At 71.0% G+C, this 16,409-nt stretch carries 15 protein-coding genes; 3 read left to right on the plus strand and 12 right to left on the minus strand.

Features of this window, described 5'->3' with window-relative positions:
- Positions 1 to 25: 25 nt before the first annotated feature.
- The 4 genes from nirD to ACWD3E_RS02835 form a co-directional block, all read right to left on the minus strand.
- Positions 26 to 394: a nitrite reductase small subunit NirD gene (nirD, locus tag ACWD3E_RS02820; protein ID WP_451385738.1), complete on the minus strand. Its 369-nt coding sequence runs from the start codon at positions 392 to 394 to the stop codon at positions 26 to 28.
- Positions 391 to 3,012, minus strand: a complete 2,622-nt coding sequence (gene nirB, locus ACWD3E_RS02825) for a nitrite reductase large subunit NirB (RefSeq protein WP_451385739.1) — start codon at positions 3,010 to 3,012, stop codon at positions 391 to 393. The genes nirD and nirB overlap by 4 nt, the downstream gene beginning before the upstream one ends.
- Positions 3,012 to 4,226: an NAD(P)/FAD-dependent oxidoreductase gene (locus tag ACWD3E_RS02830; protein ID WP_451385740.1), complete on the minus strand. Its 1,215-nt coding sequence runs from the start codon at positions 4,224 to 4,226 to the stop codon at positions 3,012 to 3,014. Before ACWD3E_RS02830 ends, nirB begins: the two co-directional genes overlap by 1 nt.
- Before the next feature lie 137 nt (positions 4,227 to 4,363).
- Positions 4,364 to 5,251, minus strand: coding sequence for an NAD(P)-dependent oxidoreductase (locus tag ACWD3E_RS02835; protein ID WP_451385741.1), 888 nt, complete (start codon positions 5,249 to 5,251; stop codon positions 4,364 to 4,366).
- Positions 5,252 to 5,349: 98 nt separating this feature from the next.
- Here ACWD3E_RS02835 and ACWD3E_RS02840 point away from each other — a divergent pair, with 98 nt between their 5' ends.
- Positions 5,350 to 5,694 (plus strand): winged helix-turn-helix transcriptional regulator, encoded by a 345-nt coding sequence (locus tag ACWD3E_RS02840; protein ID WP_451385742.1) that lies wholly within the window; start codon positions 5,350 to 5,352, stop codon positions 5,692 to 5,694.
- 3 nt (positions 5,695 to 5,697) lie between these two features.
- Here the strand turns inward: ACWD3E_RS02840 and ACWD3E_RS02845 are convergent, their stop codons facing one another.
- The 3 genes from ACWD3E_RS02845 to ACWD3E_RS02855 all read right to left on the minus strand — a co-directional run bounded on the left by ACWD3E_RS02845 (position 5,698) and on the right by ACWD3E_RS02855 (position 7,951).
- Positions 5,698 to 6,318, minus strand: a complete 621-nt coding sequence (locus ACWD3E_RS02845) for a class F sortase (protein ID WP_451385743.1) — start codon at positions 6,316 to 6,318, stop codon at positions 5,698 to 5,700.
- A 111-nt stretch (positions 6,319 to 6,429) separates the two neighbouring features.
- The gene (locus ACWD3E_RS02850; protein WP_451385744.1) at positions 6,430 to 6,957 is read right to left on the minus strand and encodes a hypothetical protein; all 528 of its coding nucleotides are present in this window, start codon (positions 6,955 to 6,957) and stop codon (positions 6,430 to 6,432) included.
- Between the two features lie 265 nt (positions 6,958 to 7,222).
- Positions 7,223 to 7,951, minus strand: coding sequence for a TetR/AcrR family transcriptional regulator C-terminal domain-containing protein (locus tag ACWD3E_RS02855; protein WP_451385745.1), 729 nt, complete (start codon positions 7,949 to 7,951; stop codon positions 7,223 to 7,225).
- 151 nt (positions 7,952 to 8,102) lie between these two features.
- On the opposite strand from ACWD3E_RS02855, the gene ACWD3E_RS02860 reads away from it, so the two are divergent.
- Entirely contained in the window at positions 8,103 to 9,614 is a 1,512-nt protein-coding gene (locus ACWD3E_RS02860; protein WP_451385746.1) for an MFS transporter, read from the plus strand.
- Positions 9,615 to 9,679: 65 nt separating this feature from the next.
- Here ACWD3E_RS02860 and ACWD3E_RS02865 read toward each other — a convergent pair whose 3' ends face one another.
- On the minus strand, positions 9,680 to 11,329 hold the full coding sequence (locus ACWD3E_RS02865) for a M4 family metallopeptidase (RefSeq protein WP_451385747.1): 1,650 nt from the start codon (positions 11,327 to 11,329) through the stop codon (positions 9,680 to 9,682).
- A 140-nt stretch (positions 11,330 to 11,469) separates the two neighbouring features.
- Between ACWD3E_RS02865 and ACWD3E_RS02870 the strand changes: the two genes are divergently transcribed.
- A complete protein-coding gene (locus ACWD3E_RS02870) occupies positions 11,470 to 11,904 on the plus strand; it encodes a gamma-glutamylcyclotransferase family protein (RefSeq protein WP_451385748.1) in 435 nt (144 codons plus the stop codon).
- A gap of 3 nt (positions 11,905 to 11,907) precedes the next feature.
- Here ACWD3E_RS02870 and ACWD3E_RS02875 read toward each other — a convergent pair whose 3' ends face one another.
- From ACWD3E_RS02875 to ACWD3E_RS02890, 4 genes are read right to left on the minus strand one after another with little or no spacing between them, the layout of a single operon-like run.
- Complete coding sequence (locus ACWD3E_RS02875) at positions 11,908 to 12,738, minus strand: arylamine N-acetyltransferase family protein (RefSeq protein ID WP_451385749.1); 831 nt, start codon at positions 12,736 to 12,738, stop codon at positions 11,908 to 11,910.
- A 28-nt stretch (positions 12,739 to 12,766) separates the two neighbouring features.
- Positions 12,767 to 13,729 (minus strand): hypothetical protein, encoded by a 963-nt coding sequence (locus ACWD3E_RS02880; RefSeq protein ID WP_451385750.1) that lies wholly within the window; start codon positions 13,727 to 13,729, stop codon positions 12,767 to 12,769.
- A complete protein-coding gene (locus tag ACWD3E_RS02885; protein ID WP_451385751.1) occupies positions 13,729 to 15,945 on the minus strand; it encodes a DUF6571 family protein in 2,217 nt (738 codons plus the stop codon). Before ACWD3E_RS02885 ends, ACWD3E_RS02880 begins: the two co-directional genes overlap by 1 nt.
- A complete protein-coding gene (locus tag ACWD3E_RS02890; protein ID WP_451385752.1) occupies positions 15,945 to 16,397 on the minus strand; it encodes a hypothetical protein in 453 nt (150 codons plus the stop codon). The genes ACWD3E_RS02885 and ACWD3E_RS02890 overlap by 1 nt, the downstream gene beginning before the upstream one ends.
- Between the last annotated feature and the right edge of the window lie 12 nt (positions 16,398 to 16,409).

Below are 16,409 nucleotides of genomic sequence, written 5' to 3' on the forward strand. Positions count from 1 at the left end.
TGCAGCCTAGAAGTTTCCGGAACGATCAGTCAAGAATGGCCTGGGCGGTCCTCACCACATACGTCGCCACCCGCACCGTCTCGTCGTCCAGGCACTCCCCGGTGGCGAGGTCGAAGCGCTGCTTGAGCAGCGGAGAGGAGACGAAGGGGCGGCCCTGGTGGGTGCCGGTCAGGCCGCGGGAGAGGACGGCCGCGCCGGCGAACGGGTCGCGGTTGTCGATGGCGTAGAGCCGGCCCGCCCGGTCCCGGAACAGGGCCACCTGGCGGCCGTCCGGCAGCAGGGCCGCGACCCCGCGGCCGGGTACCAGCCGGTGCAGGTCACAGACCGTGAACCAGGTGTCCGGGTCCAGCTGGACCTGGACCTTCAGGTCGGTCGTCTCGGGTGCCAGGGTCATCGCTGCGCGCTTCCTTCCAGTGCGTCTTCCAGGGGACGGGGGCCGATGTCGAGCAGGGGCAGGTCGGGCTTCATCTGGTCCCGCTCGGGGACGAAGGCGACGACCGGGTCCGGGGTGTCCGGCGCGTTCACGAAGGACACGAACCGGGCCAGCTTCTCGGGGTCGTTGACGGTCTCCGCCCACTCGTCCCGGTAGTTCGAGACGTGGGCCGCCATCAGCGCCTCCAGTTCGTCGCAGATGCCGAGCGAGTCGTGCACCACGACGTCCTGGACGTGCCCCAGGCCGCCCGGGATCCGGTCCAGCCAGACGCTCGTACGCTCCAGGCGGTCGGCCGTACGGATGTAGAACATCAGGAACCGGTCGATCAGGCGGACCAGTTCGGCGTCGGACAGGTCCTGCGCCAGCAGGTCCGCGTGGCGCGGGGTGGCGCCGCCGTTGCCGCCGACGTACAGGTTCCAGCCGTTCGAGGTGGCGATCACCCCGAAGTCCTTCGACTGGGCCTCCGCGCACTCGCGCGCGCAGCCGGAGACGGCGGCCTTGAGCTTGTGCGGCGAGCGCAGCCCCCGGTAGCGCAGCTCCAGGTCGATCGCCATCCGGACGGAGTCCTGGACGCCGTAGCGGCACCAGGTCTGCCCGACGCAGGACTTCACCGTGCGCAGTGACTTGCCGTAGGCGTGCCCGGACTCGAAGCCGGCGTCCACCAACCGAGTCCAGATCATGGGGAGTTGTTCGACGCGGGCGCCGAAGAGGTCGATCCGCTGGCCGCCGGTGATCTTCGTGTAGAGGCCGAAGTCGCGGGCGATCTCGCCGATCACGATCAGCTTCTCGGGCGAGATCTCGCCGCCGGGGATGCGCGGCACCACCGAGTACGAGCCGTTCTTCTGGAGGTTGGCGAGGAAGTGGTCGTTGGTGTCCTGCAGGGCCGCCTGCTCGCCGTCGAGGACGTAGCCGCTCGCGCCGATCGTCGGGGCGAGGGAGGCGAAGATCGAGGCCACCGCCGGCTTGCAGGTCTCGCAGCCCTCGCCGCCCCGCGCCGCCTCACGGCCGTGGCGGTCCAGCAGCTCCTGGTACGACGTGATGCGCAGCGCGGAGATGATCTCGTACAGCTCCTCGCGGGTCTGTGCGAAGCAGCCGCACATCCCCTTGTCGACCTCGACGCCGCTCGCCTCCAGTTCGAGCTTGAGCAGCTGGCCCAGCACCTTCTCGCAACTGCCGCAGCTCGTACCGGCCTTGGTGCACTTCTTCACCTCGGGCACGCTGGTGCAGCTGTGCTCGGTGACGGCGCCCCGGATGGTGGCCTTGGTGACGTTGTTGCAGGAGCAGATGATCGCGTCGTCCGGCAGCGCCCCCGGGCCGAGCTGGGTCGGGCCGCCGACCCCGGCGGGCAGCACCAGCGACTCCGGCGCGACGGGCGGCACCGAGCCGGTCAGCGCGCGCAGCGTGCCGTACTCCTCCGCGTCGCCGACCAGGATGCCGCCGAGCAGCGTGCCGTCCCGGCCGATGACCAGCTTCTTGTACAGGCCGGAGCGGGAGTCCGAGTAGACCACGTCGAGGCAGTCCTCGGCGGTGCCGTGGGCGTCGCCGAAGGAGGCCACGTCCACGCCGAGCAGCTTGAGCTTGGTGGACAGGTCGGCGCCCGTGAAGGCGGCCTCGTCCGCGGCGATGGTCGCGGCGGCCGTCACCGCCTGCTCGTTGCCGGGGGCCACCAGGCCGTACACCCGGCCGTCCGCCGCCAGCGCGCACTCGCCGATCGCGAAGACGTGCGGGTCGGTGACCGAACGGCACTGCTCGTCCACGGTGATGCCGCCGCGCTCGCCGACCGCCAGACCGCAGTCGCGGGCCAGCTGGTCGCGGGGGCGGACACCGGCGCTGAACACGACCAGGTCGACGGAGAGTTCGGAGCCGTCGGACAGCTTCATGCCGGTCACAAAACCCTCGGAACCGGCGAGGATCTCCTGGGTGCCGGTGCCCGTGTGCACGGACATGCCCATGCCCGTGATGGTGCGCAGCAGGGCCGCGCCACCGCCGTCGTCCACCTGCACCGGCATCAGGCGCGGCGCGAACTCCACGATGTGCGTGGTCAGTCCGAGCCCCTGCAGGGCGCCCGCCGCCTCCAGGCCGAGCAGACCGCCGCCGACCACGGCGCCCGTGGTCGCCCCACTCTTCGCGTACGCCTCGATGGCGAGGACGTCATCGATGGTGCGGTACACGAAGCAGCCCTCGGCGTCCTTGCCGGGCACCGGCGGCACGAACGGGTAGGAGCCGGTGGCGAGGACGAGGATGTCGTAGCCGACGGTCAGACCGGAGCGGGCCGTCACCGTGCGCGCCTCGCGGTCGACGCTCTGCGCCGGGTCGCCGGTGTGCAGCTCGATGCCGTGCTGCTCGATGAACTCCATGTCGGTCATGGAGAGTTCCTCGGGCGAGGTGCCCGAGAAGTACGAGGTGAGGTGCATCCGGTCGTAGGCCGGGCGGGGCTCCTCGCACAGCACGACCACGCGGTGCGTGCCGGTCAGGCCGCGTTCGGCGAGCGCTTCGAGGAAGCGCTGGCCGATCATGCCGTGGCCGACGAGCACGATCGTGGGGCGGGGGCTGTCCCCGGTGAGGGCGGTCGTGGACATCAGGAGCCTCCGTCAGTGGTGAGCAGGTGAAGCAGCGGACCGTCGTCGAGGAGCGGCTCTGCTCCCTCCCAGGCGCGGGCGAGGGCGCCGACGGTGCCGAGTTCGCCGACGAGGACCCCGCCGACGAGGCGGTCGCCGCGCACGACGACCTTGCGATAGGTGCCCCGGGTGGCGTCGGCGATCCGCACGACGTCGTCACCGGGCCGGGCCTCCGGCTCGCCGAACGCGGCGAGGTCGAAGGGGGACTGCGGACCGGTGAGCGTCAGCCGGGTCAGGGAACGGGTTCCGGTGTAGCGGGCGTCCGCCCGCCCGGCCAGCAACTCGGCCAGTACGTCGGCCTGTTCGAGGGCCGGTGCGGCGAGGCCGTACACCGTGCCGTCGTGCTGGGCGCAGTCGCCGATGGCGTGGATGTACGGGTCGGAGGTGCGCAGCTCGTCGTCGACGAGGATGCCCTTGCGGACGGCGAGCCCCGCCTCCTCGGCGAGTCCCGCGCGCGGGCGCACCCCGCAGGCGATGACCACGAGGTCGGCGTCGAGGGCGTAGCCGTCGGCCATCTCCACCGAGCGCACCGCACCGCCGACACAGCGCACGTCCCGCACATGGCACTCGGTGTGCACCTCGACGCCCAGGTCCCGCAGGTGCCGCAGCACCAGCCCGGAGGCGTCCGGGTCGAGCTGGCGCTCCATGAGCCGCTCGGACTGCTGGGCCAGCACCACCTGCGCCCCGCGCACGGCGAGCGCGCGGGCCGCGGACACGCCGAGCAGCCCGCCGCCGACGACCACCGCCCGCACCCCCGGTCGTACCGCCTTGGCCAGGCCCAGGCAGTCGTCCATGGTGCGGAACGCGTGGACGCCCTCGGGGAGTTCGCACCCGCGGGGGAACAGGCCGCGCAGCGGCGGGAGCACGGGGTTGGAGCCGGTGGCCAGGACCAGTCTGTCGTATGCGATCGACGAGCCGTCGGCACAGCCGATCGTCCGCGCGGCCCGGTCGATGCCGGTGACCCGGGCGCGTACGAGCCCGGCGGGCGCCGGAAGGGCGATCACCTCCGGGGCGTACCGCCCGGCCAGCACCTCGGCGAGCAGCACCCGGTTGTACGGCGGGTGCTCCTCCTCGCCGACGAGCAGCGCGGGCGTGCCCAGCTCGCCGAGCCGCCGGGCGAGCCGCACGCCCGCGAGGCCGGCGCCGATCACCACCACACGCGTATTCGAGGTCATGCAACTCAGCGTGCTTCGCCGAGGTTACCCGGCCGCATCACCTCTGTTTCCCACGAGGAACGCTGCCCTCAGCGGGAGCACAACCCGGGTGTGAGGGTCCCGAACGGGCGCGAGAGGTCGCTGTGAGGTGCGGTGGCTCAAGGGCGCGCCCGCAGCAGGTCGACCAGACCGGTGGTGTCCTCATCGCCGTGGCCCTCGGCCAGGCGGCGGCGCATCAGCTCCACGAAAGGGGCGAGCAGCTCGCTGCTCACGCCCTGTTCCGCGGCGGTGCGCAGCAGGGTGTCGTTGCCCGCCTGCATCGCCAGGTTGGAGACCACCCCGGTGGTGTAGTCGCCGGACTCCAGCCGCTCGGCCGTGTCGTGTGCCATACCGGCCATCGCGTTCAGCCAGGGCACGAGCAGCGCGGCGAACTCCTTGAGTGCCACGTCCTCCCCGCGCACCAGCGCGAAGGCGTGCGTGATCCCGGCGAACATGCCGTACATCCCGCTCAGCAGGGCCACGTCGTGCAGCGCGGCCAGCCCCGCGTCGGCGCCGACGTACTCCGTGCCGGCCGGGACGGCGAGCGTCTCCCGGTGCTCCTCGAACAGGCCGCGGTCGCCGCTGTAGAACACATACGCGCCGGGTGCGCCGATCATCGGCGGTACAGCCATGATCCCCCCGTCCAGGAAACGGGCGCCGCGCTCCTCGGCCCAGGCGGCCCGCGCCCGGGCCTCGGCCGGGGTGCCGGTGGTGAGGTTCACGAGATCCCGGCCGCTGAGCTCGGCCTCCGCCAGCGCTTCGCCCACCGAGGCGTCGTCCAGCAGGCACGCCACGGCCAGCCGGTTCGCCGCCACCGCCTCCGCCGCGCTCCCGGCGACCACCGCACCCTCGGCGGCCAGCGCCCGCGTCCGCTCGGGCGTGCGGTTCCAGACGGTCAGCGGATGCCCGGCGGCGAGCCAGGCCCGGCCGAGCGCGGTGCCCATGGCACCGGTGCCGAGGAGAGTGAGAGACGTACGGGGGCTGCGGGAAAGGGAGTTGTCGGTCATGGCGACTAGGCTCGCCCGGGGAGCCGCCCGGCGTAAGTACCTACTTCGAAGTGGGTGGTTACCCGCAGGGAAGGGTCCAGGTGGCGAAGGGGGAGGACATGCCGATCGGACGACGGCCGGGGGCGTACGTCTGCGGGATCGACGCCGCGATGGACGTGATCGGCGGCAAATGGAAGGTGCTGATCCTGTGGGCGCTGCACATGCGCCCGCACCGCTTCGGCGAACTGCGCCGGCAACTGCCGGGCGTCACCGAGAAGGTGCTCGCCGCGCAGCTGCGGGAACTGGAGACCGACGGCATCGTGCACCGCGAGGAGTACGACGAGGTGCCGCCCCGCGTCGAGTACTCGCTCACCGAGCGGGGCGCGCTGCTGAACGAGGCGCTGGCACCGCTGGGCGCGTGGGGGAGGGAGCACGTGCTGGGCGGCGAGGTGCCGGCGCACTGAGCCTCAGCGGCTGCCCGTCAGGTGGGCGAAGACGACCACGTTGCCCTGGTAGCCGGTGGAGCGCGAGTAGCCGCCGCCGCAGGTGATGACCCGGAGTTCGGGGCGGGAGGCGGCGCCGTAGACCTTCTCGTCGGGGAAGTTCCGGGCCGCGTAGACCTCGACGGCGTCCACGGTGAAGTAGGCCACCGAGCGGTCCCGGCGGTCCACCTCGATGACGGCGCCCCGCTTCAGCGCGCCCAGGTCGTAGAAGACGGCGGGGCCGTCCGTGTTGTCGACGTGGCCCGCGACGATCGCGGTGCCCGTCTCGCCGGGGGTGGTGCCGGCCTCGTACCAGCCGGCGAGGTTCTTGTTGCCGGCCGGCGGCGCGTCCAGGCTGCCGGTGCGGGTGAGGGCCAGGCCCATCAGGGGAGCGTTCACCCGGATCGTGGGTATGCGTATGCGGGTGGGCGGGGAGGGCGGCAGCGCGGGGGCCGAGAGCTTCTGCCCGCCCGGTTCGAACCGGCCCTCGGCGGCCGGCGGCTGCGGTGGCGCGTGCGTCTCCGCGGTGCTGGCGAGCAGCCACACCCCCGAACCGAGGGCGACGACGGTGACGGCGGTTATGGCGGTGTCCCCGATGCTACGCATGCGTACCCCCTCGTCGAGGTGGACCCCCTGCCCCCTCCGGGCCACGAGGGGCATCGGACCCGGAGGGGGCGGGACTTGCGGTACCGGCGGACGGACAGCGGAGGGCGTCCGTCAGATCCCGTCGCCTCTCGCCCGGCGATGCAGGAGCCAGGTACCGCCCACGGCGGCGACGGCCAGAGCCGCCACGCCAACCGTGGTCTGCACGGGGTCGGTGCCGAGTGCGCCACCGACCCCCGTCTTCACACTTCCTCGCGGCTGCACCTGTTCGTGCGCCACGCTCAGGGCCACCACCAGGTCGCCCTTCACCTGCCGGTCGCCTGCCGCGCACTTCGCGACGATCTCGTACGTCCCCGGCTGCGCGCTCGGCGGCACCCGGAACTGCCCGATCGCCTCGCCCTCGTGGGTGCTGGGCGCCAGCGTGAAGGTCCCGGCGCCGACCGCGCCCGCGTCCCCGGCCGCCGTGCCCCTGTCCCCGCACGCGGCGGTGTTCACGGTGACCTGGCTGCCCGGCACCACGGTGGAGGGGTACACCTGCAGGCTGCCCGCGTCGCTGCCGTCGCCGTACGCCGGCGCGGCGGTGAGACCTGCCGCCGCCATGGCGAGCGCGGTACCGGTCAGCAGACGGGTGGTGCGTCGCATGGTGCTCCCCAGAGCTGGTCCGAAGCCTGTCCGACTCGTGCTCTACCGAGGTAAGTGGCTCCGGGCCCGGACCGCTTCCTGAAGATCTGTCAGGAATGCGGTGAACGGGTGTCGTCCGCGACCCCCGCACGGGCTAGAGGGCGGGAGGTTTCGGCAGGTCGTGGGCGTGCGTGCGGGCGCGCGAGAACGCGAGGGGAAGAGCACACGAATGGAGCGGTCGGCACCTGTGAACGGGTGAGGCGGTGCTACGGCCTCCTGCCGGTCGTCACGCCAGTCGTCCGGCCAGGCCGTCCAGGACAATTTCCAGGGCGTACGCGAATCTGTCGTCGCGGATCTTGGCGGGATCCTCTGTCGTCGCGACGGCCTCCGCGTAGGAGTCGGCGAGGTGGGCGTGGCCGGACGCGGCCTGCTGGGCGGCGGGCAGCAGACGGGTGATGAACTCGGCCTCGCTCTCGCCGGAGCGGGCGACCGTGGTGAGCCAGGCGGTCTCCGTGGTGCTCGTGCCGATAGTGAACGACAGCACCGCGTCGATCGCGCCCCTGGGGTCGGGGAAGCCGATGGCGGTGAACAGCGCGGCGAGCCGCTCGGAGAAGGCCATGAGGTTGGGGCCGAGATAGGCGAGGCCGGCCTGCCCGAGGACGGCCGACAGCCAGGGGTGCCGCAGGGCCGTCGCGCGGAAGGAGTGCGCGGCCTCGGTGACGGCGGCGCGCCAGTCCGGGCTGTCGGACGGCGGCACGTGGATCTCGGCGGCGACCTCGTCCACGGCCAGTTCCATCAGCTCGTCCTTGGTGGCGACGTGCCGGTACAGGGAGGTCGCACCGGCGTTCAGACGGGCGCCCAGCTTGCGCATGCTGAGCGCCTCGACGCCGTCCGCGTCCAGCATGGCGATGGCCTCGCGCACGATCGCCTCCCGGCTGAGCGCGGGCTGGTCGGGTTCGCTGCGCTGCCGGGCCCAGACGGAGGGGATCCGGTTCTGCTCGGTCCTGGCTGCCATGGCGGGCTCCTGGTGTGGGCGTACATCGTTCGCGGCCAGCGTACAGCGTTAAAGGCTTGCGCACACTGTTCCGGGCTGCGTACAGTGTTCGCATCGCACCGGAACGGTGTACGCACAGTCGGAACGCTGTGCGCAACAGGGAGGGAACCCCATGGAAAGCCGCAATCCCCGACGCTGGTGGATCCTCGTCGTGCTCTGCCTGAGCACGCTGGTCCTGGTGATCGACAGCATGGCGCTCACCGTGGCGGTGCCCTCGATGACCGAGGACCTCGGTGCGAGCGCCCAGGACGTCCAGTGGATCCTCGACTCCTACGTCCTGGTCTTCGCCGGCCTGCTGCTCACCTCCGGCAGTCTCGGTGACCGCTTCGGCCGCCGGAAGGTGATGCTGGTCGGCCTGCTGCTCTTCGGAGTCGCGTCACTGGCGGGGACGTACGCCGGCAACCCGGGCGAGGTCATCGCTCTGCGGATCGCGATGGGTGTCGGCGGAGCGCTGATCATGCCCTCCACCCTCTCCATCCTCATCACCGTCTTCGACGAGGAGGAGCGCGGCAAGGCGATGGCGGCCTGGGGCTCGGTGTCGATGCTCGGCCTGGTGGGCAGCCCGGTTCTGGGCGGTCTGCTGATCGACCACTTCTCCTGGCACTCGATCTTCTTCCTCAACGTCCCCGTGGTCGCGCTGGCCGTCGTCGCGGGCCTGACCCTGATGCCGGAGTCCAAGGCCCCCTGGCAGAAGGCCGACCCGCTCGGCGCGGTGCTGTCGGCGGCCGGGATGACCGCGCTGATCTGGTGGATCATCGAGATCCCGCAGCACGGCGCCTTTGCGGGCCGCCAGCTGGTCGTGCTCGCCGCCGCGGTGCTCACCCTCGCCGGGTTCGTGGTCTGGGAGAACGCCACCGAGTCCCCGATGGTCCCGCTGATGCTGTTCAAGCACCGCAACTTCAGCGGCGGTTCGCTCTCCCTGGCGCTGGTCCAGATCGGCAACGGCGGTCTGCTGCTGGTCCTCACCCAGTACCTGCAGTTCGTCCTCGGCTACTCGCCCATCAAGGCGGGCCTGGCCTTCCTGCCGCTGGCCGTCACCGCGCTGATCGGCAACACGGCGGGTGTGAAGCTGGTCGCGAAGATCGGCAACCGCTTCGTGATCCTCTCCGGGATGCTGGTCATGGTCGCCTGCTTCGCCCTGCTCACCACGGTCGACGCCGGCTCCGGCTTCACCGTCCCGGCCATCGCCCTCGGCCTGCTCGGCCTCGGCGCGGGTCTGGCCATGCCGGCCGCGGTGGGCGCCCTGATGGCCACCATCCCGGCGGACAAGGCGGGCGTCGGCTCGGCCCTGAACGACACCATCCAGCAGGCGGGCACCGCCCTCGGCATCGCGATCCTCGGCTCCCTGCTCTCCAGCGGCTACACCGACAAGATGCCGGCCCACGCCCCCGCCGAGGCCCGCCACTCCATCGCCGGAGCCTTCCTCGCCGGCCGGCCGGGCCTGCTGCACACGGCCCGCGAGGCCTTCACCTCCTCGATGGCGACGACGTTCACGCTCAGCGCCCTCGGCGTCCTGGCCGCGGCGGTCGTCGCGACGGCGGTCATGCGGGACACGAAGCCGGCCCAGCCGGAGCAGCCGGCCGAGGCCCCGGCCCAGGAGCAGGAGGCCGAGCTGACCGCCTGACCGGAGCAGACGCAGAAGGCCGGTGCCCGACAGACGGGCACCGGCCTTCCGGCCTTCCGGGAACGTCAGTTGACGTTCACTGCGCTCCAGGCCGCCGCCACCGCGTTGTACTCCGTGCTCCCCGCGCCGTAGAGGTCCTTGGCCGCGTTGAGGGTGGCCGTGCGGGCGCCCTTGTAGTTCGTGGAGGACGTCATGTAGACCGTCAGCGCGCGGTACCAGATCTTGCCGACCTTGTCCCGGCCGATACCGGTGACCGTCGAGCCGTTGGACGTGGGCGAGTTGTAGCTGACGCCGTTGATGGTCTTCGCGCCGCTGCCCTCGGCGAGGAGGTACGCGAAGTGGTTGGCGACGCCCGAGGAGTAGTGGACGTCGAGGTTGCCGACCGAACTGCTCCAGTAGTCCGCCGAGTTGCCGTCCTTGGACGGCTTGTCCATGAAGCGCAGGGCGGGCTTGCCGAAGCCGGACTTCACGATCTTCTCGCCGATGAGGTAGTCACCGGGGTCGGAGGGGTTGTTGGCGTACCACTCGACCATCGTGCCGAGGATGTCGGAGGTGGCCTCGTTCAGGCCGCCGGACTCGCCCGAGTAGGTCAGCGCGGCGGTCTTGGAGGTGACGCCGTGGGTCATCTCGTGCCCCGCGACGTCGAGCGCCACCAGCGGCCCGAAGGTGCTGCCGTCACCGTCGCCGTACGTCATGCAGAAGCAACTGTCGTCCCAGAAGGCGTTGTTGTAGCTGCTGCCGTAGTGGACGCGGTTGTACGAGCCCTTGCCGTCGCCCGCGATGCCGTTGCGGCCCTGGACGTTCTTGTAGTAGTCCCAGGTCTCGTTCGTGCCGTACTGGGCGTCCACGGCGGCCGAGGAGCGGTCGCTGTTGCTGCCCGTGCCCCAGTGGTTGTCGGCGTCGGTGAACAGCACTGCGGGGGCCCGGCTGAAGCAGATGCCGAAGAAGCACAGGTCGGTCTTGTTCTGCGCGTCACCGGTGTAGGTGTTGCCGCGGGTCGGGTCCTTGAGCTGGTACGACGAGCCGGACAGGGTCGTCTCCAGCGGCACGGTCCCGCCGTACAGCGACTTGCCGTCGCCGGTGGCCGTCTCGATGCTGTCCCAGGCGTCGATCTGCGCACCGGTGCGGGCGTCGGTCAGCACCGTGCGGGCGACCGGGTTGCCGAGCGAGTCCCGGCCGACGGCGTTGGTCCGCCAGGCCAGCCTGGGGGTGCCGTGCAGGGCGTCGACGACCAGCTCCGGCCTGGCCTTGACCTGGCTCAGCCTGTCGCCGAGGTTGGCGGCGCGCAGCGCGTTCACCGCGAGGCCGGCGGCCTTGGGGGCCGACAGCTTCGGCACGATCGAGGTGAGCGAGATCGCCTGCCGGGTTGCCCGGTCGGCGCTGCGGTAGCTGCCGTTCTTGGCCAGGTGGACGACGAAGTCACCACCTAGCACCGGGAGTTGGTGGTAGGTGCGGTCGTAACGGACGTGCTGGGTGCCGTCCTTGTCGACGATGACGTCCCGGACGCTGGTGTCCTGCGCGGAGGTCAGGCCCAGGTTCGCGGCGTGCGCCAGGAGCGCGGACGCCGCGTTCTGGATCGCGGTGGCCCGGGTCGGTCTGGCGTCGGCGTGCGCGGCGGGGGAGAGGGCGGCGGCCATCAGGGTCGCGGTGGTGACGGCGATGCCGGCGGTGGCGAGGCGACGGGAACCTCGGACGTGCGGCCGTATCCGACTCATCTGCTCTCCTTGAGGGAGACGCCTGCGAGGCGTGGGGGTGGCGCGGCTGTTGACAGAGATTTAAAAGGCCCTGACATGTCATGTCCATAGCCGCTTCATGGAGATGTGTGACGAGCCGTGGCAGGTACAGAATCGTTTCTGTGATCACTCCGGACCCGCAGCGCCTCCCCTTCTTCGTCTATGGCACCCTCCGCCCCGGCGAACCCAACCACGACGCGTTCCTGCGCGGCCGGACCGAGTCGGAGCGGCCCGGCCGCCTCCCGGACGCCGTGCTCTACGACGGCCCCGGCTATCCCTACGCCGTGCCGGAACCCGGCGGTGCCGTCGCCGGAGACCTGATCACCCCGCTCCCCGCGGAGTACGAGCGGCTGCTGGCCGAGCTGGACCGCCTGGAGGAGTACGCGCCGGGCGACCCCCGCAACCTCTACGAACGGCAAGCCCTGGACGTCCTGACCGCCGACGGCACCCCGGTCCGCGCCTGGGTGTACCTGGCCGCCCCCGCCGTCGCCGCCCGGCTGCGGGTCCGCGGCACGCGCATCGAGAGCGGCGACTGGCGGACCCGCGGCCGGCGTTGACGCTCAGCCCAGCAGCGTGACCCCGTCGGGCAGGCTGATGCCGAACTCCTCCTCGACCACGCGCCGCGCCTCCGCCTCGTCCGTGAGCTTGCGCTCGGTGGCGGTGCCGTCGGCCAGGGTCCGAGTCAACCGGTCGCCGTCCAGGGAGAGATGACGCTCGCCGACGGTCAGCTGGACGTAGAGCCGCCGGGAGAAGGGGGACCGGGGGTTGGTCGCCATGTGCCAGTTGTAGACCGCGTAGTCGCCCGCGGTGAACGGCTCCAGCGTGAACGCGTACTGCCCGACCCACGCGTTTGCCGCCCGGTCGTACAGCTCCAGGACCCGCAGCTCCAGCGGCCCGTCGTGCGGTACGGACACCAGCCGGTGCCGTCGCCCGCCGCCCTCGGACTCGGCTCCGGTCACCAACGGCATCGGAGCCAGCAGCGCACCGGCGGCACCGAAGCCCACATCCACCAGGTACGGCTGCGGTTCGCCCGGCACCTCGACCCGAAGCAGCATGTGCGTGCGCGGCCGGCTCATCGGCGTCTCGGCCCCGATCACCACCCGCGCGGCCAGCCCGCTCACCCGGAACCCGAGCGCCTCCAGGGCGAGCCATATGAGCGTGTTCTGCTCGTAGCAGTAGCCGCCCCTGCCACCGTGGACGAGCTTGGCCGAAAGGTCGCCCGGAGCCAGCGACGGGACCGTGCCGCGCAGGGCGTCCAGGTTCTCGAAGGGGATGCTCCGGGCGTGCGCCAGATGCACACCCCGCAGCGTCGCGAGGTCGGCCCGCCGGCCGCCCTCCCACCTGATCCGCCGCAGGTAGGAGTCGAGGTCGAACTGTTCGATATCAGCCATGCGGCAAAGCTACGTCAGCGGAACGCCGTCACGGGCAACTCCCCTTGCGGGCCACGGCCGTACGGAACTCCTGGGCGAGGGCCTTGTCGTCCGTCCCGGCCTGCACGAGGGTCTGCTTGCCCGCGCACTTCAGGGTCGTCGACCAGGGGCCGGCCCCCGAGTCGTTCAGCCGGACCAGGTGCGGATCCTGCGTGACGGTGAAGTGCACCTCGTCGCCACCGGTGCCGGTGCTGGTGCCGGTGCCGAGGGAGCAGCTCCACAGCCGGAAGCCGTCCTCGGTCACGTACTCCTCGGTGTACTTCGCGGGCGCGCGGAAGCCCGGCAGACCGCACGCCTTCCCGGCGGCCGGGGAGTGCCGGGCGAGCAGCCGCGGAGCCGCGGCCGGTGCCTTGAACGACGGCTCCGAGCAGCCGAGTTGACGTGCGAGTCCGGTCGCGGCCGTCATCAGTACGTCCGTCATCCGCTTCTGGAGCGCGCCGTCGCGCCATGTCGCGTCCTGGTCGCCCTCCGCCTTCACCTGCACGTAGGCTGCGCCGCCGAACCGAAGTCGGTCGGAGCACGACGCGGGCAGCAGCACCCCCGCCATGCTCCGGTTCACCCAGCCGGGCACCCCCGCGATCGGCGCCCGGAAGGGGGAGACCCCGGCCACGTCGTCCGCCGTGGCCCAGACACCGTTCTCGGGCGAACCGCCCACGGTCAGCCGGAACTGGAGCCGCTTCATCACGCCGTGGGCGTCGAGTCCCGCCCCCACCTGGCAGTCCGCCCGTGTACTCCCGTGGAGGTCACCCTCGTCGGAGGCGTACCGCGAAAGCGGGCGCACGCTCAGCGCGGCGACGTCGTCGCGCTTCAGCGTGCCCCAGCAGAAGGCGCTCTGCTGTGCCTTCGAGCCGTTCCCGTTCCCGTCCGGCCACAGTACGGTGACGGCCGCCACGGCCACCACAGCCACCGCCGCCGCCACGGCCACCACAATTCCTGCCTTGCGCCCGTTCATCAGCCCGCAGGCTTCCCCATGTAGCCGACGCCGTTGGTCAGGCCGTTCTGGTAGCGGGTCAGACCCCCGTTCTGGAGGTTGCTCTCGAACTGACCCGGGTCCTGGTCCATCAAGCTCCACTGATCCTGCGGAAGTTTGCTCTTCACCGCCTGCTCCAGCATCTTGTCCATCTGCTGGTGACCGGCTGAGAAGTGGTCGGCGAGATGCTGCCGGGTCTCCTGGTCGACCTGGGAGTTGAGGTTGTTCAGGTACTCGCTGGTACCCACGTCGACTATGCGCTGAAGGGTGTCGCCCGCCAGCGGTATGCCGGTGATCGGGGCGCCGATGAGGTGGTACTGCATCATCTTGTTCCAGTTGTTGATGCTCTTCTTGTCCTCGCCCATCTGGTAGATGACGTCCGCGCGCACCGAGTCCATCTGGCCGAGCGCCATGTTGGACTGCCCCACGAACGCCTGGAGTTTGTCGGCGCCCGGCGCGTGCGCGTCCACGAAGGCCCGGCCGTCGTACTTGTTGATCTCCTGGGCGACGTACGACGTCTCGGCGTCGTGCACCTGCGCGAAGGCGTGCCCGTCCTCCGCCATCGCCCGCATGACGGGAACCAGGTCCTTGTTCTCGATGCTCAGGCCGCTGTAGTCCGTGGGCGTGTCGCGTTCCTGGCCGAGGATCTGGTGGACGTCACCGATGTAGTCGGACATCATGCCGCCCATCGAGTGCCGCAGCCCCGCCGGCATGCCGCCCACCGGGTCGCCCGCGATGTCCCGGCCGTACGCCTTGACCACGTCGGAGAAGATCGCCGCCTGTGCCGGGTCATGGTGGGCCGGGATCACCGGGGTCGGGACACCCGGCGGATGCCCGGTGCTGGCCGCCTCCAGAGCATCGCCGAAGTAGTGCCGCGCGGAGGAGTCGATCAGGTCCTGCGGCATCTTGTTCTCGACGTCGCCTCCCGGCCAGTGCCGGTCCTTGAGGAAGTAGTGGAGGTTGTCGTTCTGGTGCGGGTCGAAGTAGGACTCCGCCGCCTGCGGATTGCGGCTCATGGCCTTCATCAGGCCGCCCATGGGGTCTTCCTGGGTGCCCTGCCAGTTGTCGGAGATCCCCTCGTACGGATGCTTGGTGTGCGTCTCGTAGTCGCGGATCGTGTCGCCGGTGGCCGACAGGACGCTGCCGTCGTAGACCGCGTCCCCGTCCGCCATGAGCTTGGTGAGCATGCTCAGGCCCGTGCCGCCGCCCGGCAGGGTGCCCGGATGCTGCTGAGGCAGGCCGTTGCCCTCGCGGGCGACCTTGAGGAGCTGCTTGGTCCAGTCCGAGGGGTCGCCGCCGCTCGGGCCGAGGGGCGAGCCGGGGCGGGTCGCGGTGGCGAGGTTGGCGGACAGGGCGTCGCGCAGCTTGCGCTCGGTGTCCGACACCTGCCCGTCCCGGCCGCCGCCCTGCAGGTTCTCGGCGAGCAGCAGCAGGCCCTCCTGCCCGTCCCGGCCGCGGAAGTCCAGGTCCTTCATCAGCTCGCTGGAGAAGACCGGGGAGTTCTTCCCGTTCTGGGTCAGCTCCAGGAGACGCTTCATCTCCTTGTCGCTGAGCCCGTCGAGCCGGGAGTACAGCCCCGCGGCCTCCTTGGCGTCCTTCGTGTCCTGGGCGGCCTTCTTCTCCGCGTCGACGGCCTGGTCGCGGTCACCGTAGGCGGAGTCCGCGAAGCCCTCCTTGACACTGTCCACGAGGGACTTGAGCACCCGGGCCGCGGAGCTGTCGCTCTCCGTCGCCTTGCTGAGGGTCCGCTGCACCTCGTCGCGGAGCAACTCCTCGTCGGTGTCGGTGTGCTCGGGCACCGTCGTGCCCTTCGCGGCCCGGTCGGGGTGGATGATCATCTGCACGTGGAACTGCCCGCAGCCGTCGTCCACGACCGTCAGGTTCTTCTTCCGCGCGTCGTCGATGGTCTCCTGGAGGTGCTGGCGGTAGGAGATCAGTTCCTCGCGGGTGTCGCGCAGGATGTTGGTGATGCTCTGCGCCTGGGTGTGGGCGTCCGTGAACTCGTCGGCCGTCTTCGACACGAACTCCCGGGTGACGGTCGCGTTGATGCCCGTCCAGCGCGCCTGCATGGCCTTGGCCTTGAGGTTGTCCCGCGCATCCCGTTCGAGCGTCTCCAGGCGCTTCGTCATGGTCTCCCAGTCGGTGATCGCCTGGCCGAGTTGCGAGAAGTCGCCCTTCAGCAGCACGTTCAGGTCCATCAGTACCCCCGGTGCTGGTCGAAGCCCTCGTCCAGCATGGAGATGCTGCTGAGCGTGGCGTAGACCCTGGCGTCGTCGCCCTTGTGGACGGCCTGCGTGAAGTCGAGGTGCGTGTAGATGTGCACACACGCGTCGAGCAGGTTCTGCTGCTGGTCCACCCACCGCACGGCCACGTGGTCGAGGGCCTCGCCGAGGAGGAAACCCTGGTCCGTGAGCCCGCCGGCGGCCTTCAGCGACGACATACGCGCGAGGTCGCCGGCCTGGCTGAAGTCCTTGTACAGCGAGTTCGCGGCATCGCCCACGGCCTTCAGGTCCTGGTGGTCGACCGTCAGGTCGCCGTGCGGGACGTCACCCCCGCCGCCTCCCGGGTCGTCGACGTGGTTGAGCTGCATACTGGCCGCGCCGCGTTGCTGCGCCTGAGCCTTGAGCTGCTCCCATTCGTCCCATGCCATGTGGATCTCCCC

The sequence above is a fragment of the Streptomyces sp. NPDC002676 genome (assembly GCF_053592455.1).